The sequence below is a fragment of the Streptomyces siamensis genome, from assembly GCF_039543605.1.
GTDB lineage: Bacteria > Actinomycetota > Actinomycetes > Streptomycetales > Streptomycetaceae > Streptomyces > Streptomyces siamensis.
The window spans coordinates 1-17,916 of record NZ_BAABKB010000018.1 but is presented as its reverse complement, the minus strand read 5'-3'; the positions used below and the strand labels follow the sequence as shown (position 1 = coordinate 17,916).

Sequence of the window (17,916 nt, the reverse complement as noted above, 5' to 3'; positions counted from 1 at the left end):
GGCAGCCCGTGAACCTGGTTGAATCCAGGGTGAGCCGCGCCCGCACGGGAGATCCCGGGCGCGGAGTCGGCAATCTGTGGTGGCCGTGGGCGAGTTGTGCCGCGGGTCAGGTGTGGGGAGAGCATGGACGAGGGGAAGCCCACGAAGGCGAAGTGGTGGAGCAGGCCCCGGCCGCATGACGCTGGGCCCGCAACCACCACGGATCACCACCCGGAGCCGGGCCCTTCGGACGCCATGCCCGCGCCCACGGCCCCCGATGCGAGCCTGCCCCGCGACACCGCGCCGACGGGTCCGGATGACGTCCGAGCGACCGAGGCGGCCGGCGCGACCGAGGACGCTGTCCCGCCCGGCCTGGCTGCGGGTTCCGCCGTGCCCGCCGCTGCTGCGGATTCCGCCGCACCCGGACCGGTCGGGGACGCGGCCGTGCCCGGACCGGTCGCGGGTTCCGCCACGCCGGGACCGGTGGCGGACGGTGCCGCGGTCGGACCGGCGTCGGGCGACCGTGCGCCGCATGCCGTCGCGGGTGTTCCCGCTCGGCCCGGGGCGCCGGGCGTGGCTGCGGCGGGCCCGGACGACACCCCCGTGGACACCGCCGACGACTACGAGCTGGACCGCCCCAAGCCGCTGCACGACCCCGATCCGTACAGCACCCCGCCCTACGGCAGGCCCGGCCCCTGGGCGCCCGCTCCGCCGGTCCAGCACCCGGTGGCCACGCCCGCGCACGGCACGCCTTTCCCTGCGGCGGCGTCCGTCCCGCAGGGAACGCCGGTCCACGGGGTGCCCGCGCAGGCCGGTGCTCCCGCTCCTGGCGCGCATGTTCCGGCCGATACGCCCGCTCCCGGCCCGCATGCCCCGGCCGGAACGCCCGCGCACGGCACACATCTGCCCGCGGGAGCACCCGTCCCGCCCGGAGCACAGGGCCACTCCGCGCAGCCGACCCCGCCGGTGGCCCCGTATGCCGGCGGCGGCCCCCAGGACGCCGCCCAGCCGGGTCAGGCGGCCGCCACGCACGTCCCCTGGCAGAACTACGACCCCTGGGCCGCCGCCGGAGCTCTCCAGCAGAACGGGGCCGCCGTGGCGACCGTGACGCAGCGGCGCAGGCGGGTCAGGAAGGTGCTGGTGTTCGCGGCCGCGGCGCTCGCCCTCGTCTCCGGGGGCGTCGGAGGCGCCGTAGGGGCGTATCTGGAGCGCAACGGCGGCATGGGTGACGTCGAGCTGCCACAGGCGTCCAAGGAGGCGCCGGGGCGGGCCCCTGACAGCGTGGCGGGGATCGCCGCGCACGCCCTGCCCAGCGTCGTCACCCTGCATGTGCGCGGTTCCGACGAGGAGGGCACCGGAACCGGCTTCGTACTGGACGGCCAGGGCCACATCCTCACCAACAACCACGTGATCGAACCGGCGGGCAGCAGCGGCGAGATATCCGTGACGTTCAGCGGGGGCGAGAGCGCCGAGGCCGAGGTCGTCGGACACGACAGCGGCTACGACCTCGCGGTCGTCAAGGTCTCCGGCGTCAGCGGCCTCGACCCCATGCCCCTGGGCAACTCCGACAACGTCCAGGTCGGCGACCCCGTCGTCGCCATCGGAGCGCCCTTCGACCTCGCCAACACCGTCACCTCCGGCATCATCAGCGCCAAGGAACGGCCCATCACCGCGGGCGGCGAGAAGGGCGACGGGAGCGACGTCTCGTACGTGGACGCCCTGCAGACCGACGCGCCGATCAACCCGGGCAACTCCGGAGGGCCCCTCCTCGACTCCAAGGCCCGCGTCATCGGCATCAACAGCGCCATCCGCTCCGCCGACAGCGGCTCCGACCTGGAGGGCGGCCAGGCAGGCTCGATCGGACTGGGCTTCGCCATCCCCATCAACCAGGGCAAGCGTGTCGCCGAGGAGCTGATCAACACCGGCAAGGCCACGCATCCGGTGATCGGAGTCACGCTCGACATGAACTACACGGGCGACGGCGCCCGGGTCGGCACGAAGGGCAACGGCGGTGGCCCGCCCGTCACCGCGGGCGGCCCCGGAGCGAAGGCCGGCATCGTGGCGGGCGACGTGATCACCGAGGTCGACGGCCAGCGTGTGCACTCCGGCGAGGAGCTCATCGTGAAGACCCGGGCCCACCGGCCGGGCGACCGGCTCCAGCTGACCCTGCGGCGCGACGGTGCCGAGAAGAAGGTCACCCTGGTGCTCGGTTCCGCCGACGGGGACTGACACGAACGTCACAGCCGGAGGCGATCTCCCAGCTCCGAAGGGCAAACATCACGGAAAACCGGCCGTGTACATGAACTCGGAAGCCCCGGGACAGTTCCGGACGGACGGGGTCGACAGGTACCGTGGACCCGGCCCGGACCACGGAAGACCTGCCGAGGGCCGAGGACCGAGGACATCGCAAGGAGCATCAGGTGTTCAATGACATAGGACCGCTGGAGCTGGTGACGCTCGTCGTCCTCGCCGTGCTCGTCTTCGGTCCGGACAAGCTCCCGAAGATGATCCAGGACGTCACTCGGACGATCCGCAAGATCCGCGACTTCTCCGAGAGCGCCAAGGCGGACATCCGCGACGAACTCGGCCCGGAGTTCAAGGACTTCGAGTTCGAGGACCTCAACCCCAAGACGTTCATCCGCAAGCAGCTGGACAATGACGAACTGGGGCTCAAGGAGATCCGCAACGGCTTCGACCTGAAGAAGGAGATGGCCGAGGTCACGGACGCCGTCCATGGCCGTGAGTCCGACCACTCCTCGTCGTCCTCCGGTGGCGCGAGCGGTGGCTCCGTCGACATGACCAAGAAGCGCGAGAAGCTCGACCCGGACGAGCGCCCGCCCTACGACGCGGACGCCACCTGAGCCGTCACGGCGCCCCTGGACGGGCCGTACGCCCATGAAGGGCCGTACGGCCCTTCGGTGTATCCCTGGCCCAGCGGACCCGTGACCGGGCCGTACGGGCCCCGTGACCGGGCCTCTGAGGCCCGGTCACCGTGCTCGGCACCCGGCTGCCTTTGCGTGGGCGTGCCCCGCGCGCCTGAATCAGGCGCGTAAGCGGCCCACGCGCCGGGCGGTTTCCCTGCTGCTCCGATCGGGGTGGCTATGCTGCCGAGTTGTTGTGCGGACCGACAAGGACGCCCGAGGGGGGCGGGCCGCCCGGTCCGACGAGAGCGAGGAGGCGTCCGGCAGATGGAGACGACAAGTCGGGTAGGCGCGCAGGCGCCGGCCGCGGAGGGCGGACAACACGTCCCCTCCGCCCGGCGTACGGTCGACGGCTACCTGCTGGCGCCCTTCCCGTGGTACGGCCTCGACGAGGCGTTCACGGGCCCGCGCTGGCTGATGCAGGTCGGTACGTCGGCGGACGGTGCCGTCGAGCACGGTTCCATCGGGCACGGCGACGAGCCCACGGTGCGCAGTGAGTCGACGGAGGACAAGGAGCGGTTCGCCGTCGTCGTCACCGTCGCGGCCAGCCCCGACCGTCGCAGCGCGGACGGCACGGGGCTGCTGGAGGCCACCTCGGTGTCCTCCGCGGCCTGGCTGGCCGGTGTGGGGCTGCTGTCCTTCACCTGGCCCGGCCAGATGGACCACAGCCTGCGCGACAACTGGCTGGACCAGCAGACCGAGACCGCGTGGGTCCTGGCCGACGACCTCAACGGGTCCGACTGGTCCACGCTGTCCCTTCCCGTGGACGGCGTGCCGACGTCCTTCCACTACCGCGAGTCCGAGTTCGGCTGGGTGCTCGCGGGGTCCACCCGGGAAGGCGTCCACGTGGGCGCGTACGGGCGGGGGATGAGTGCGTATGGGCTGGGGTTCGCGATGATCAAGGACATCGGCGCGTACGCCTAGCCGGCGGTTCTACGGGGAAGGGGGCGCCGTCCTGGTGGGCGGCGCCCCCTTCTTCGTGCTTCTTGGGGTGCTCTCGGTGCGGATGTCGTCCGCGGGCGGTGGGGGTTGCGCGCGCAGTTCCTCGCGCCCCTTGCGGGGCGCTCGGTCCGGGTCAGAACTTGTTTCGGGGGGTGATGCCCAGGGACATGCCCGACAGGCCGCGCTGGCGGCCACCGAGCTTGCCGGCGATGGAGCGGAGGGCGGAGCCCGCCGGGGAGTCGGGGTCGGTGAGGACCACCGGCTTGCCCTCGTCGCCGCCCTCGCGCAGGCGGACGTCGATCGGGATGGAGCCGAGGACCGGGACCGTGGCGCCGGTCGTGCGGGTCAGGCCGTCGGCGACCGTCTGGCCGCCGCCCGTGCCGAACACGTCGACCATCTCGCCGCAGTGCGGGCAGGGCAGTCCGGACATGTTCTCGACGACGCCGACGATCTTCTGGTGGGTCTGGACGGCGATCGAGCCCGCGCGCTCGGCCACCTCGGCGGCGGCCTGCTGCGGGGTGGTGACGACCAGGATCTCCGCGTTCGGGACCAGCTGGGCGACGGAGATCGCGATGTCGCCCGTGCCCGGCGGGAGGTCCAGGAGCAGGACGTCCAGGTCGCCCCAGAACACGTCCGCCAGGAACTGCTGGAGGGCGCGGTGGAGCATCGGACCGCGCCAGACCACCGGCGCGTTGCCCGGGGTGAACATGCCGATCGAGATGACCTTCACGCCGTTCGCCGACGGCGGCATGATCATGTTCTCGACCTGGGTGGGACGGCCGTCCGCGCCGAGCATGCGGGGCACCGAGTGGCCGTAGATGTCGGCGTCGACGACACCGACCTTGAGCCCGTCGGCCGCCATGGCCGCCGCCAGGTTCACCGTCACCGAGGACTTGCCGACGCCGCCCTTGCCGGAGGCGACCGCGTACACGCGGGTCAGCGAGCCCGGCTTGGCGAACGGCACCTCGCGCTCGGCCTGGCCGCCGCGCAGCGCGGACGCCAGCTCGCGGCGCTGCTCGTCGCTCATCACGTCCAGGGTCACGTCGACGCGCGTGACGCCCTCGACCGCCGAGACCGCGTCGGTCACGCTCTTCGTGATGGTCTCGCGCATCGGGCAACCGGAGACGGTCAGGTACACGGTGACCGCGACCGCGCCATCCGCGCCGATCTCCACCGATTTGACCATCCCCAGCTCGGTGATGGGTCGCTGGATCTCGGGGTCGTTCACCGTCGCCAGTGCTTCGCGCACCGCGTCTTCCGTAGCCATAGACAGATGGTACGGCGACGGGCCCGGGGCCCGGAAAGCCCCGTCACCGGTCGTCTACGTCACGTCCGCCGGACCGTTCTGCCGGGAATACGACCTGCCCGTCACCGTGATGCTCCTCCAGGTCCTTCATCAGGTCCTGGAGTTCCGAGCGGATCCAGTCGCGGGTGGCGACCTCGCCGAGGCCCACACGCAGCGAGGCGATCTCCCGTGTGAGGTATTCGGTGTCCGCGATGGACCGCTCGTTCTGCTTGCGGTCCTGTTCGAGATTGACCCGGTCGCGGTCGTCCTGCCGGTTCTGGGCGAGCAGGATCAGGGGGGCGGCGTAGGAGGCCTGGAGCGACAGCATGAGCGTCAGGAAGATGAACGGGTAGGTGTCGAAGCGCAGGTCGGTCGGTGCGAGGACGTTCCACGCCACCCACATGATGATGACGACGGTCATCCAGACGATGAACCGTCCGGTGCCGAGGAAGCGGGCGATCCGCTCCGAGAGGCGTCCGAAGGCCTCCGGGTCCCATTCGGGCACCAGCCGGCGGCGCGGTGGCATCGGCTGGTCGAGCCGCGTGCGGGGCCGGGAGGTGGCGGTGGCCCCGGAGACGACCCGCTCGCGGTTCTCGCGCTCAGGCGCCATGGGGGGTCCCCTCGTCCGTGAGGTGGAACTCCGTCTCCCGCCAGTCGTCCGGCAGCATGTGGTCCAGCACGTCGTCCACGGTCACCGCGCCGAGGAGCGAGCCGCTCTCGTCGACGACGGGCGCCGCGACCATGTCGTACGTCGCGAAGAAGCCGGCGACGACGGGCAGTGCGGCGTCCGGGTCCAGCGGCTGGAGGCCGTCGTCGACGAGCGAGCCGACGAGGGTGAACGGCGGGTCGCGCAGCAGCCGCTGGAAGTGGACCGTGCCCAGGTACTTGCCGGTGGGGGTCTCGTCCGGCGGGCGGCACACGTAGACCTGGGCGGCGAGCGCGGGGGAGAGGTCGGGGTTGCGGACCCGGGCGAGCGCGTCGGCGACCGTCGCGTCGGGCCGCAGCACGATGGGCTCGGTCGTCATGAGGCCGCCCGCGGTCCGCTCGGCGTAGGCCATCAGGCGCCGCACGTCGGCCGCGTCGCCGGGCCGCATCAGCGTGAGCAGCCGTTCCACGTCCTCCGCGGGCAGCTCGGCGAGCAGGTCGGCGGCGTCGTCCGGGTCCATCGCCTCCAGCACGTCGGCCGCGCGCTCCTCCTTGAGCTTGCCGAGGATCTCGATCTGGTCGTCCTCGGGGAGCTCCTCCAGCACGTCGGCGAGCCGGTCGTCGTCCAGTGCGGCGGCGACCTCGCCGCGCCGCTTCGGGGACAGGTGGTGCAGCACGTTGGCCAGGTCGGCGGGGCGCAGCTGTTCGAAGGTGGCGAGCAGGCTCTCGGCGCCCTGCCCGTGCTCCTCCAGGGAGAAGCCGGTGACGGCGGACCACTCGACGGTCATCGTCTCGCCCTTGCTGCGCCGGAAGGCGCCGACGCGGCCCCTGCGCACGAAGACCCGGTCGATCTGCCATTCCCGCCGGGCGGGCAGCTGCTGGATCGACACGTCGAGCACGGTCACCTCCTCGCCGGTCTCCTCCAGGCGTACGCGCCGGTCGAGCAGTTCGCCGAAGATGAGCCGTTCGGTGGGCCGCTGCTCGAAGCGCCGTACGTTGACGACGCCGGTGGTGATGACCTGGCCCGACTCGATACCGGTCACCCGGGTCATGGGCAGGAAGATGCGGCGGCGGGTGGACAGCTCGACGACGAGGCCCAGCAGTCTGGGCGGGCGCTTCCCGACGCGCAGCATGGCGACGAGTTCCCGCACCCGGCCCACCTGGTCGCCGTTCGGGTCGAAGACGGCGACGCCGGCGAGGTGCGAGACGAAGATCCGCGGGGCGCCTGCGGCCATGCCAGCGCCTCCTTGTCTATGTACGGGGTCGTACGCGATCTCCGGCCGGCTCCTTCGCGCGGCGGTCCCGGGGCGGCCTCGCGGGCGGTCTGCGCGCATGTACCCGGTCTCCGTGCGCCCGCGTACGCCTGTTCCGTCCCGTTCTGTCCCCACTGGTGGGCTTCAGGCTAGCCCGTCCCGGTCGGATACGCCCTGGTGAGCGGTCCGGACGGACTGCCTCCGCCCGCGGCGTACGGCACCGGTACGCTGCCGTACGCCGCGAAGGACCCCGCACGAGAGGCACCCCACCTGTGACTGCAATTCCCCAGGGCCGCACCCGCAGGGCCGCACTGGTGAGCGCCGCGTGCGCACTGGCCGTGTCGGGCGTGGGGCTGACGGGGTGCGGCGGCGGCGAGGACCCGGACGCGGGCACGAACGGGGTCGGCAAGCTGCCCGCCGCCACCATTCAGGCGAAGACGCGGAAGGCGGCCGAGGGGGCCGACACCGTGCGGCTCTCCGGGAGCGTGGTGTCGGGCGGGACGACGTACACGCTCGACATGCGCCTCAAGGCCGACGGCGGCACCGGCTCGGTGACCGCGAAGGGCGCGACGTTCCGGCTGCTGCGGGTGGGCGAGCACCTGTTCCTGAAGGCCGACGCCGAGTTCTGGACCCAGCAGGACACCAAGGGCGGCAAGTCCTCGGCGGACAGCGCGGCCGCGAAGAAGCTGGAGGGCATGTACGTCAAGGTGCCGACCGGCGACCCCGCCTACAAGCGCTTCAGCGGCTTCACCGACAAGAACGTCCTCCTCGACGGCCTGCTCACCCTGCACGGCAAGCTCGCCACGGACGGACACCACGAGCAGGCGGGCATCCGCACCATCCGCATCACCGGCGACAAGGGTTCGGGCGGCACGCTCGACGTCTCCCTGAAGGGCACCCCGTACCCGGTCCGCCTGGTCCGTGCGGGCAACGCCGGCACCCTCCTGCTGACCGACTGGGGCAAGGGCTTCGCGCTCGAGGAGCCGACGAAGAAGGAGACGGTGGACTACGGGCAGCAGCTGCCCACCTCCTAGCAGGACCGCCGGACCGTTCCCGCCTGCCCGGCGACGCCGGGCAGGCCCTGGCCGGGATCCGGTCTCAGCGGCGCTTGCGCTTCTTGAGCAGGAGCCGCGGCAGGGCCGACGGAATGGGCCGGCGGGTGGTCGCCGGGGTCGGCAGCGGCACCGCCGACAGGGACCCGTCGGGAAGCTCCCGGGTGACGCCCGACGGCTCCAGGCGCAGCACCCGGCACTCGCGGGCCCAGCGCTCCGGCATCGCCTCGCCGTCGGGGGCGTTCAGGCGCTTGCCCTTGAGCTCGCCGACGGCCGCCTCCCACTCGGGCGAGGAGGGCGTCAGCTCCACGACCTTCGCGGTCCAGGAGACGAGCCGCCCGCCCTTGTCCTTGCTGCGCACGGTGACGACCGCGGTGCCCCCGTCGACCAGGCCCGGCAGCGGCTGCTCGCCCGGCCCGTCGCCGACGAGACAGGCCGCGCCGTCGTGCCACACGTGCCACAGGGCGCGGGAGGGCCCGTCCTGGCTCCCTGCGTGAGCCGGCCCGTCGGCGGCGCGCACCCAGATCAGCCCGGACTTCTTGGTGGCCTCCTCGACGAGGGCCCGGTCGAGCAGCTGTTCCGTCATGAGGGCAAGCCTAGCCAGCGCGCGGACCCGCCCGGCCGGCCCGGCCTCACAGCCAGCCGTTGCGCTTCAGGATGCGGTGGATCGAGAGACACAGGCCGACGGTGATGCCCATGACCACCGGGTAGCCGTAGCGCCAGTGCAGCTCCGGCATGTGCTGGAAGTTCATGCCGTACACGCCGCAGACCATCGTGGGTACGGCGATGATGGCCGCCCACGAGGTGATCTTGCGCATGTCCTCGTTCTGCGCGACGGAGGCCTGCGCGAGGTTGGCCTGGAGGATCGAGTTGAGCAGTTCGTCGAAGCCGAGAACCTGCTCCTGCACACGGGCGAGGTGGTCGGCGACGTCGCGGAAGTACTTCTGGATGTCCGGGTCGATCAGCCGCATCGGCCGCTCGCTCAGCAGCTGCATGGGGCGCAGCAGCGGGGACACCGCCCGCTTGAACTCCAGCACCTCGCGCTTGAGCTGGTAGATCTGCCCGGCGTCGGTGCCGCGCGGAGTGCCCTTGCGGCCCGGCGAGAACACCTGGGTCTCGACCTCGTCGATGTCGTCCTGCACGGCGTCCGCGACGGCGATGTACCCGTCGACGACGTGGTCGGCGATCGCGTGCAGCACCGCGGAGGGGCCCTTGGCGAGCAGCTCCGGGTCGTCCTGGAGCCGGTGCCGCAGCGCCCGCAGCGAGCCCTGCCCGCCGTGCCGGACGGTGATGAAGAAGTCCCGCCCGGTGAAGCACATGACCTCGCCGGTCTCCACGACTTCGCTGGTGGCGGTCAGCCGGTCGTGCTCGACGTAGTGGATGGTCTTGAAGACGGTGAACAGGGAGTCGTCGTAGCGCTCCAGCTTGGGCCGCTGGTGGGCCTGGACGGCGTCCTCGACGGCCAGTGGGTGCAGCCCGAACTCCCGGGCGATGCCGGAGAATTCGGCCTCCGTGGGCTCGTGCAGGCCGATCCACACGAAGCCGCCGTCGCGGTGCACCTGGCGCATCGCCTCGTGCGGGGTGAGCGGCTCGCGCGTCTCGACGCGGGCACCGTCGCGGTAGACGGCGCAGTCGACCACCGCCGACGGGGTGGCGGGGTCGCGGGTGGTGTCGTACGTCCCGCCGTCCTTGCGCAGCGAGGGACGGGGGCGGACCGCGGCACGCAGGTCACGGATCATCGACATGGCAGGCTCCTTTTCACCGGAGGCCGTCGACGACGGTTGGAACTGCCCGGAATGGGGACGTCCAGACTGCGGATGTTTGGCACGTCCACAAAGCGGGGAGCACCGCACCGTCGCGGTGGCAGCTTCGCTACTGATTCAGATCAGACGGATCGGGTGATGCAGATCAGACGGATCATGCGGAATCGAAGCGCTCTTCCGTGGTGCACCGGGCAACGCTGACAGGTATGCACACGCTTGCGGGAGGCAGCAGCCGGCAGGGCCGATGGACAGGCGATCCAGCTACGGAACTCAGCGACCGGAAGAGCGGGTGGTACTGCACGGTCGACTTCGGTCCATTGCAGCCCCACCTCCTCCGGTCGGTCCCCCGTGAGGGACGATCCATCCCCCGTGGGGGAGTCTGACTCCCCGGGGAGTCAGCGTCAGTGCGTCGCGTTCGGAGCTTGAGAGCGACGCTTCTGCGTGCTGCTCCGACCGGCGGCCAAGACTATCAGCGCACTGAAGCGTCAACGCGCCGCTTTGCCTGCTCCTGACGAGTTCTATGCTCACGGCATGGCTGATGTTCTTCCTCTGGTCGAGGCCCGGCTGCGCTCTGCGCTGGGCGAACCCGACGCGCGGGCCGCGGTCACCTTCCTCGGCACCGACCGTATCGAAGTGCTGCGCTTCACAGAGGGCGACGTCGTCCGCTACGCGACGCTCGGCATGTCCGCCCAGCCGATGGCGGACCCGACGGCGGTCGTCGCCGACCCGGTGAAGGGCCCGCGGGCCGAACTGGTCCTCTCGGTGCGAGCGGGCGGCGCCGACACCGACAAGGTGCTCCGCCCGCTCGCCGTGCTCGGCGCCTCCCCGCAGGTCGAAGGCCTGATCGTGTCGCCGGGCGCCTCGCTGGACGTGGGTGAACCGCTGTGGCCGGGCGCGCCGTTCACCTCCGTCCTGGTCGCGGAGTCCGGCGGCCTGATCGAGGACCTGGAACTCGACGCGCCGGCCGATCCGGTGCGGTTCCTGCCGCTGTTGCCGATGACGCCCAACGAGGCCGCGTGGAAGCGCGTGCACGGCGCGGCAGCCCTCCAGGAGCGCTGGCTGAACGGCGGAACGGACCTGCGCGATCCGCTGCGCAAGTCCGTTCCGCTGGACTGAGACCGGTTCAGTTCCTGGCCGAAAAGCGTCAGTTGGCAAAAACCGTGACGCTGTCCTCGGCGGCGTGCCGGGGCTGGAGCTCCTCCGCCTCATGGGTGAGCGCCTTGCGCCGTACGAGGACCACGACGGCACCCGCCGCGGCCGTCACCGCGGCGACCACGAACGGGATGTGGATGTCGGTCCACTCCTCGATCTTCGGCGCGAAGTACGGGGCGGCGGCTGCCGCGAACCACCGCACGAAGTTGTACCCGGCGCTCGCCACCGGGCGCGGAGCGTCCGACACGCCGAGGGCCAGTTCCGTGTAGACCGTGTTGTTCACGCCGATGAAGGCGCCGGACAGGATCGTGCAGACGACGGCGGTGGTGTGGTCGCCGTAGCCGAGGACGAGTACGTCGACGGCGAGCAGCACCAGCGAGCCGCCCAGCACCTTCAGCGAGCCGAACCGCGCCTGCATGCGCGGTGCCACGATCACCGAGAAGACGGCGAGCAGCACACCCCAGCAGAAGAACACCGCGCCGGACTTGTACGGGGTCATGTTCAGCACGAACGGGGTGAAGGCCAGCACGGTGAAGAACGTGTAGTTGTAGAAGAACGCGGAGACGGCCGCCGAGGCGAGACCGCCGTGGCCGAGCGCCCTGATCGGGTCGAGCGGCGAGGTCTTCCGTGCCGGCCTGGGCTGTTCCTTCAGGAACGCGGCGATGCACAGGAAGCCGACCGCCATCAGGAACGCGGTGCCGAAGAACGGGTAGCGCCAACTGGCGTCGCCCAGCAGGGCGCCGAGCAGCGGGCCGCAGGCCATGCCGAGGCCGAGCGCCGACTCGTACAGGAGGATGGCCGCGGCGCTTCCGCCCGCCGCCGCGCCGACGATGACGGCGAGGGCCGTCGAGACGAACAGGGCGTTGCCCAGGCCCCAGCCGGCCCGGAACCCGACGAGTTCGCCGACCGATCCCGAGGTGCCCGCCAGGCCCGCGAAGACGACCACGAGGGCCAGGCCCAGCAGCAGGGTCCTGCGGCCGCCGATGCGGCTGGAGACGAATCCGGTCAGCAGCATCGCGAAGGCGGTGATGAGGAAGTACGAGGTGAACAGCAGGGACACCTGACTGGGCGTGGCGTCCAGGCCCTTGGCGATGGACGGCAGGATCGGGTCCACGAGGCCGATGCCCATGAACGCGACGACGGAGGCGCCGGCGGTGGCCCAGACGGCCTTCGGCTGGCGCAGAAGGCTGGTGGCGCCCGCGTCCAGTGTGTCCCCTTCGGCGGGGCCTCCCGTGCTGCTGATCATGCCCGCTCCTTCACTGCGTGCGAAGAGATCGTTGTCGTATACACATAATAAGTTAGCTGCGCTAATTAATGCAAGCTACATGTAGTTCCTTGGTGTGACAGGCACACGCCGGACGGGTGATCGTCCTTGACGTGGCGAACGTCGGGGAGGACCGTTGGGCCCTATGAGGGGCGAACCCAGTTGCCCGAAGTGTGGTGGCCGGGTCAGGGCTCCCGGCCTCTTTGCCGACACCTGGCAGTGCGACGTGCACGGGACGGTGCACCCGCTGCAGCCCGTGATCCCGCCCAGCGTCGAGGCCCTGGACGTGGTCGTGCACCGCGCCCGGGTACCGGTGTGGATGCCGTGGCCACTGCCGGTCGGCTGGCTGTTCACCGGCGCGGCCTTCGCCGGTGACGACCGCAGCGGTGGACGTGCGACCGTCGTCGCCTGCTCCGGACCCGGACCGCTCGGCGGTGTGGGAGAGCTGCTGCTGGTCGCCGAGGAGCTCGGCGTCGGCCTCGGCGCTCGGTACGCCGGCGTCGACGGGCCCGACCCCGGCCCCTACATGAGTGTCGAGAAGCCACCCCAGGCCAAGGTCCTCGCGGCCGGCCGCCCCACCCCGCTGTGGCACGTCTCCGGCACCCCCGACGACCGCGCCGTCTTCGCGGGCGAGGCGCTCGGGCTGTGGCTGTGGGCCGTCGTCTGGCCCGAGCAGACCGGGCTGCTGATGTACGACGAGATGGTGCTCACCGATCTCCGGGACGCGGGCGCGGAGGTGGACCTGCTGCCGTGCGGGGCGCTGTCGCCGCGCATTCTGGAGCCGTGAGGCGGCAGGGCCGAACGGCGGTGCGGGCCCATTGCCCGACGGCCGACCGCCCGGGTGTCTTCTCCGTACGTCGGAGCGTGAGGGCGGGCGGCCCGCCGGGTCGCGCGCGGGGAGCGCCGGACCCGGGCGCGGGTTGCCGCGGGCCGACCGCGTGAATCCAGGGAGGGTCGCCGCAGGCCGTCCCTACCACCGGAGTGCCCGTCGCGCACGGCGTGTGCGCCCATCGCGGTCTGCGGTGTTGCTCCATCGGAGTGAAGGGCTGGAAGGCTCGGCGGTCGACTGGCGTGGTCGCGAGCGGAGTGCGTCCCAAGCCCGTGCGGACCCCCCCGCAGGTGCAGCGCACAGAAAACGCGTAGGGGGCGTACACGGGGAGAGGGTGTGACAGAGGGGCCCCGGACGCCCGTTATCCTTGAGTGTCCCCGCCCGTCCCGTCACCGCCTGGAGCCCGCGTAGTGCGTATCGACCTGCACACCCACTCCACGGCGTCCGACGGCACGGACACCCCGGCCGAGCTGGTGCGCAACGCCGCCGCGGCCGGACTGGACGTGGTCGCGCTGACCGACCACGACACCACCCGTGGATACGCCGAAGCGATCGCCGCGCTCCCCGAGGGGCTCACCCTCGTCACCGGCGCCGAGCTCTCCTGCCGCATCGACGGAATCGGCATGCACATGCTGGCGTACCTCTTCGACCCCGAGGAGCCGGCGCTGCTCGCCGAGCGCGAGCTCGTCCGCGACGACCGCGTACCGCGCGCCCAGGGCATGATCGCCAAGCTCCGGGAGCTCGGTGTGCCGATCACCTGGGAGCAGGTCGCCCGGATCGCCGGCGAGGGATCCGTCGGCCGTCCGCACGTCGCGTCCGCGCTGGTCGAGCTGGGGGTCGTGGGCAGCGTCTCCGACGCGTTCACCGAGCAGTGGCTCGCCGACGGCGGCCGCGCGTACGTCCCCAAGCACGAGACCGACCCCTTCGAGGCCCTGAGACTGGTCAAGGGCGCCGGCGGCGTCGCCGTCTTCGCTCACCCGGCCGCCGCCAAGCGGGGCCGGACGGTCCCGGAGTCCGCGATCGCCGAGCTCGCCGCGGCGGGCCTGGACGGCATCGAGGTCGACCACATGGACCACGAGCCCGAGACACGTGCGCGGCTGCGCGGTCTGGCGGCCGAGCTGGGGCTGCTGGCCACGGGCTCGTCCGACTACCACGGCAGCCGCAAGACCTGCGTGCTCGGCGAATTCACCACCGATCCCGAGGTGTACGGGGAGATCACCCGCCGGGCCACCGGCGCGTTCCCCGTGCCCGGCACCGGTGGACCCCTGACCGCCCAGGGCTGACCGCGGCCGTCTGCGCCGGCGCCGTCCCGGTGCCCGGTCCCGCCGGGGCCGTAGCCGGTCGTCCGGCCGGGGACGCAACGGTCGTCCGGCCGGACCCCGCGGCACTCCACGGCCCGTCGCGTCCCGCGACGGTCCGTCCGTGTGCCCCGTACCCGCAGGCCCGCCCGGCCGAGCGGTTCGGTCCGTCGCGTCCGGCCGGTGCCTCCCGCCCTCCTGTCTTCACCTGTCCTGTTCCGCCGCGGTCACGTGCCGCGCGGAACGCCCGCCCCAGCGGCACACCCGCTCTCACCACGTTCGCAAGGCCATTCACCGTGTTCGACGTCGCCGTCTTCGGCTCCCTGTTCCTCACCCTCTTCGTCATCATGGATCCCCCCGGGATCACTCCGATCTTCCTCGCGCTCACCGCGGGACGTCCCGCCAAGGTGCAGCGGCGGATGGCCTTCCAGGCCGTCTGCGTGGCCGGGGGCGTGATCGCGGTCTTCGGACTGCTCGGGCACCAGATCCTCGACTACCTGCACGTCTCCGTGCCCGCCCTGATGATCGCGGGCGGACTGCTGCTCCTGCTGATCGCCCTCGACCTGCTCACCGGCAAGACCGACGAGCCCAAGCAGACCAAGGACGTGAACGTCGCCCTCGTACCGCTGGGCATGCCGCTGCTGGCCGGTCCGGGCGCGATCGTGTCCGTGATCCTGGCCGTGCAGAAGGCCGACACGGTCGCCACGCAGGTGTCGGTGTGGACCGCGATCCTCGCGATCCACGTCGTGCTGTGGGTCGTGATGCGGTACTCCCTGGTGATCATCCGAGTCATCAAGGACGGCGGTGTCGTGCTGGTGACCCGTCTCGCGGGCATGATGCTCTCCGCGATCGCCGTGCAGCAGATCATCAACGGCGTCACCCAGGTGATCCGGGCGAGCTGAGGAGCGGCGTCCCGGGCGCAGACACACGCGGAGCCCCGCACGGCCGATGCCGTGCGGGGCTCCGAAGTCGGTGAACCGATGACGTCCGCGTGACGAAGCGCGTCCTCGTCCTACGAGGCGGACGATTCGGCCGGGCGGATCCACAGTCGCTGCCCGATGGCCGCGGCTTGCTGAACGATCCGGTTGACGGAGGCGGCGTCCACGACGGTGCTGTCCACGGGGGTGCCGTCGACATCGTCGAGTCGCATGATTTCGAAGCGCATGGGCTTCTCCCTTCGTCTGGTCATCCTCCTGAGGAGAACTACTCGTGTGAGGCATGCAAGGCGACAGTGCGCCCGCATCCGTACGTATTCAACGGGGTGCGTGTTACAAACATTCCCTACGCTAAGGAAAATTTTCGAGAACCTAATTACCGGCTGGTAAGCGATGTGGCGCAGACTGTTCGGGGACTGAACGGGACCAGTTGTGTTCGCAGCGTGACCGCCGGGACAATAGTGGCGATGAACGACGACCTCCTGGCGCTCGGCGCCCGCATCGACCGCACGAACGAGCTCCTGCAGCGCATGCTCGCCGAGGTGGCGAAGACACCGTCCACACACGCGATCTTCGTCGACGCGGGATACCTGTACGCGGCGGCGGGGCGGCTCGCCGTCGGCACGGAGGACCGGCGTTCCTTCGATCTGGACACCGAGGGCCTCATCGAGGCCCTCATCGACCGGGCCCGCACGATCTTCGCCGACAGCAGGCTGCTCCGCGTCTACTGGTACGACGGGGCGCGCCGCCGCATCCACACCAACGAGCAGCAGTCGATCGCCGAACTGCCCGACGTCAAGGTCCGGCTGGGCAACCTGAACGCCAACAACCAGCAGAAGGGCGTCGATTCACTCATCAGGTCCGACCTGGAGTCCCTGGCCCGGCACCGCGCCATCAGCGACGCCGCGCTGCTCGGCGGCGACGAGGACCTGGTGTCGGCGGTCGAGGCGGCCCAGGGGTACGGGGCGCGCGTCCACCTCTGGGGGATCGAGGCCCCCGAAGGACGCAACCAGGCGGAGCCCTTGCTGTGGGAGGTCGACAGCCAGCGCACCTTCGACCTCGACTTCTTCAAGCCCTACGTGTCGCGGCGGACCGCCCTCTCGTACGAAGCGACGGCGGCGAGCCGGCCCGGCCGCGAGGACGTGCGGTTCGTGGGCGCCCAGATCGCGGCGAAGTGGCTGGCCGCACGGGGCCGGGAGTCACTCGTGGAGCTCCTGCCCGGACATCCCTACCTCCCCGGTCTGGTCGACCAGGACCTGCTGGTCGAGGCCGAGGGGATGCTCCAGTACTCCCTGCGGGGGCAGTCCGATCTGCGCCGTGCCCTGCGTGACGGCTTCTGGGAGCACCTGCAGACGCAGTACTAGGCATGCCGGGTGTCCTGCGGCTACTCGGCGCCCGGGTTGTCGTTCCAGAACCCGGCCAGGGCGCGGGCCGTCAGGAGGGGCCGGTCCGTGTTGGGGGAGTGCTCGGCTCCCGGTATGACCGTGCGGCGGGCGCCGAGCCGGACGGCCATCTCGTCCAGCAGCGTCACCGGCCAGGTGTCGTCGTGCGCACCGGAGAGCACGTGCTTCGGCAGCGGGAGGGCGGCCAGTTCGGCGACACGGTCGGGCTCCGTGCACAGCTGGCGTCCCGTCGCGACGAGTTGAGCGGGGCTGTTGGCGAGCCAGCGCCTGCGCAGCGCTGCGATGTCGTCGAGCCCCGAGTCGACACCGCCGGTGTCGGTCTCCTCCGGCGGCTCCATCGCCTGGATCGCCTCCCACACCTGGGCCATGTCCATCACGGCCAGCGCGTCCCGCAGCAGCTTGACGCGCGCCTGCTGGGAGGAGGAGATCTGGGCGGGGCCGGAGGCGATGAGCGTCAGTGAGACGAACGGGGACGGGTCCAGCAGCACCGCGGCGCGCGAGATCTGGCCGCCCAGGGAGTGCCCGACGAGATGCAGCGGAGCACCGATCGCGGTCGCCTGGGCGAGCACGTCCCGCGCCAACTCCTCCTGTGCGTAAGGAGTTTCGTCGTCCTTGGGACCCTCGGTCTCGTACTGGCCGCGCCCGTCGACGGCCACCGTCCGGTATCCGTCCGCGGCCAACGGCTCGTGCAGCGCGATGAAGTCCTCCTTGCTCCCGGTGAACCCGGGCAGCAGCAGGGCGGTTCCCTTGGGGCGTCCCTGAGGTGCCGCGTCGAGCACGGCGAACTCGCCGCGCCCGGTGGACAGGCGGTGGGCGCGGACTCCGGCGGGCGGGACGAACGTGGGGGGCCGACTCATGAGCCGAGGCTATCGGCACCCGCAAGAGGCCGCGCGCGCCCGCCCGCGAACGCGACGACGGTCACACGGCCCGCGAGGAGCGGAGACCGGGGGCGGCGCCCCGGGAGGGGGACCCCGCTGTTCGGGCGAATCCGGGAACGCGGGGAAAGGCCCCGGGCGGTCCGGGGTCCGGGGGAGCGCAAGACGAACGGCCCGGCCCCACCTCGGGTGGGACCGGGCCGTTCAGGTCGGCGACTCAGCTCTCCGCGGGCTCCGCGGCAGCGGTCGTGGCCTTGCGCGTCCGGCGGCGGACGGGCTTGGCCTCGCTGTCGTCGGCGGCGGTCTGGGCCGGGATCTCG

The 17,916-nt window shown here is 71.5% G+C and carries 17 protein-coding genes; 9 read left to right on the top strand and 8 right to left on the bottom strand.

Features of this window, described 5'->3' with window-relative positions; all coding sequences use genetic code 11:
- The first annotated feature begins 123 nt into the window (after positions 1 to 123).
- From ABEB03_RS23510 to ABEB03_RS23500, 3 genes are all read left to right on the top strand, one after another.
- The gene (locus ABEB03_RS23510) at positions 124 to 2,208 is read left to right on the top strand and encodes a S1C family serine protease (protein ID WP_345652812.1); all 2,085 of its coding nucleotides are present in this window, start codon (positions 124 to 126) and stop codon (positions 2,206 to 2,208) included.
- Between the two features lie 191 nt (positions 2,209 to 2,399).
- Positions 2,400 to 2,840: a sec-independent translocase gene (locus ABEB03_RS23505; RefSeq protein ID WP_345652809.1), complete on the top strand. Its 441-nt coding sequence runs from the start codon at positions 2,400 to 2,402 to the stop codon at positions 2,838 to 2,840.
- Between the two features lie 327 nt (positions 2,841 to 3,167).
- Positions 3,168 to 3,824 carry a hypothetical protein gene (locus ABEB03_RS23500; RefSeq protein WP_345652806.1) on the top strand — a complete coding sequence of 219 codons (657 nt, stop codon included), beginning with the start codon at positions 3,168 to 3,170 and terminating at the stop codon, positions 3,822 to 3,824.
- Between the two features lie 151 nt (positions 3,825 to 3,975).
- Here ABEB03_RS23500 and ABEB03_RS23495 read toward each other — a convergent pair whose 3' ends face one another.
- The 3 genes from ABEB03_RS23495 to ABEB03_RS23485 are packed head-to-tail and all read right to left on the bottom strand — an operon-like array spanning position 3,976 to position 7,007.
- On the bottom strand, positions 3,976 to 5,109 hold the full coding sequence (locus tag ABEB03_RS23495; RefSeq protein WP_345652803.1) for an Mrp/NBP35 family ATP-binding protein: 1,134 nt from the start codon (positions 5,107 to 5,109) through the stop codon (positions 3,976 to 3,978).
- Positions 5,110 to 5,152: 43 nt separating this feature from the next.
- Complete coding sequence (locus tag ABEB03_RS23490) at positions 5,153 to 5,737, bottom strand: DUF1003 domain-containing protein (RefSeq protein WP_345652800.1); 585 nt, start codon at positions 5,735 to 5,737, stop codon at positions 5,153 to 5,155.
- On the bottom strand, positions 5,727 to 7,007 hold the full coding sequence (locus tag ABEB03_RS23485; RefSeq protein ID WP_345652797.1) for a magnesium transporter MgtE N-terminal domain-containing protein: 1,281 nt from the start codon (positions 7,005 to 7,007) through the stop codon (positions 5,727 to 5,729). The genes ABEB03_RS23490 and ABEB03_RS23485 overlap by 11 nt, the downstream gene beginning before the upstream one ends.
- 290 nt (positions 7,008 to 7,297) lie before the next feature.
- Between ABEB03_RS23485 and ABEB03_RS23480 the strand changes: the two genes are divergently transcribed.
- The gene (locus ABEB03_RS23480) at positions 7,298 to 8,059 is read left to right on the top strand and encodes a hypothetical protein (protein ID WP_345652790.1); all 762 of its coding nucleotides are present in this window, start codon (positions 7,298 to 7,300) and stop codon (positions 8,057 to 8,059) included.
- 64 nt (positions 8,060 to 8,123) lie between these two features.
- Here the strand turns inward: ABEB03_RS23480 and ABEB03_RS23475 are convergent, their stop codons facing one another.
- The gene (locus ABEB03_RS23475; protein WP_345652787.1) at positions 8,124 to 8,663 is read right to left on the bottom strand and encodes a hypothetical protein; all 540 of its coding nucleotides are present in this window, start codon (positions 8,661 to 8,663) and stop codon (positions 8,124 to 8,126) included.
- Positions 8,664 to 8,709: 46 nt separating this feature from the next.
- Positions 8,710 to 9,822: a magnesium and cobalt transport protein CorA gene (locus ABEB03_RS23470; protein WP_028801982.1), complete on the bottom strand. Its 1,113-nt coding sequence runs from the start codon at positions 9,820 to 9,822 to the stop codon at positions 8,710 to 8,712.
- A gap of 549 nt (positions 9,823 to 10,371) precedes the next feature.
- Between ABEB03_RS23470 and ABEB03_RS23465 the strand changes: the two genes are divergently transcribed.
- Complete coding sequence (locus tag ABEB03_RS23465; RefSeq protein WP_345652782.1) at positions 10,372 to 10,956, top strand: suppressor of fused domain protein; 585 nt, start codon at positions 10,372 to 10,374, stop codon at positions 10,954 to 10,956.
- 28 nt (positions 10,957 to 10,984) lie between these two features.
- Here ABEB03_RS23465 and ABEB03_RS23460 read toward each other — a convergent pair whose 3' ends face one another.
- Positions 10,985 to 12,238 carry an MFS transporter gene (locus tag ABEB03_RS23460; RefSeq protein WP_345652779.1) on the bottom strand — a complete coding sequence of 418 codons (1,254 nt, stop codon included), beginning with the start codon at positions 12,236 to 12,238 and terminating at the stop codon, positions 10,985 to 10,987.
- 163 nt (positions 12,239 to 12,401) lie between these two features.
- Here ABEB03_RS23460 and ABEB03_RS23455 point away from each other — a divergent pair, with 163 nt between their 5' ends.
- The 3 genes from ABEB03_RS23455 (at position 12,402) to ABEB03_RS23445 (ending at position 15,285) form a co-directional block, all read left to right on the top strand.
- Positions 12,402 to 13,043: a DUF6758 family protein gene (locus ABEB03_RS23455; protein ID WP_095936473.1), complete on the top strand. Its 642-nt coding sequence runs from the start codon at positions 12,402 to 12,404 to the stop codon at positions 13,041 to 13,043.
- A 452-nt stretch (positions 13,044 to 13,495) separates the two neighbouring features.
- Positions 13,496 to 14,368 carry a PHP domain-containing protein gene (locus tag ABEB03_RS23450; protein WP_345652774.1) on the top strand — a complete coding sequence of 291 codons (873 nt, stop codon included), beginning with the start codon at positions 13,496 to 13,498 and terminating at the stop codon, positions 14,366 to 14,368.
- 311 nt (positions 14,369 to 14,679) lie between these two features.
- Entirely contained in the window at positions 14,680 to 15,285 is a 606-nt protein-coding gene (locus ABEB03_RS23445) for a MarC family protein (protein WP_028801987.1), read from the top strand.
- Positions 15,286 to 15,395: 110 nt separating this feature from the next.
- Here the strand turns inward: ABEB03_RS23445 and ABEB03_RS23440 are convergent, their stop codons facing one another.
- Positions 15,396 to 15,548: a hypothetical protein gene (locus tag ABEB03_RS23440; RefSeq protein ID WP_095936476.1), complete on the bottom strand. Its 153-nt coding sequence runs from the start codon at positions 15,546 to 15,548 to the stop codon at positions 15,396 to 15,398.
- Positions 15,549 to 15,785: 237 nt separating this feature from the next.
- Between ABEB03_RS23440 and ABEB03_RS23435 the strand changes: the two genes are divergently transcribed.
- Positions 15,786 to 16,682, top strand: a complete 897-nt coding sequence (locus ABEB03_RS23435; protein WP_345652767.1) for an NYN domain-containing protein — start codon at positions 15,786 to 15,788, stop codon at positions 16,680 to 16,682.
- A 20-nt stretch (positions 16,683 to 16,702) separates the two neighbouring features.
- Here the strand turns inward: ABEB03_RS23435 and ABEB03_RS23430 are convergent, their stop codons facing one another.
- Positions 16,703 to 17,578 carry an alpha/beta fold hydrolase gene (locus tag ABEB03_RS23430; RefSeq protein WP_345652764.1) on the bottom strand — a complete coding sequence of 292 codons (876 nt, stop codon included), beginning with the start codon at positions 17,576 to 17,578 and terminating at the stop codon, positions 16,703 to 16,705.
- Positions 17,579 to 17,916: the final 338 nt, after the last annotated feature.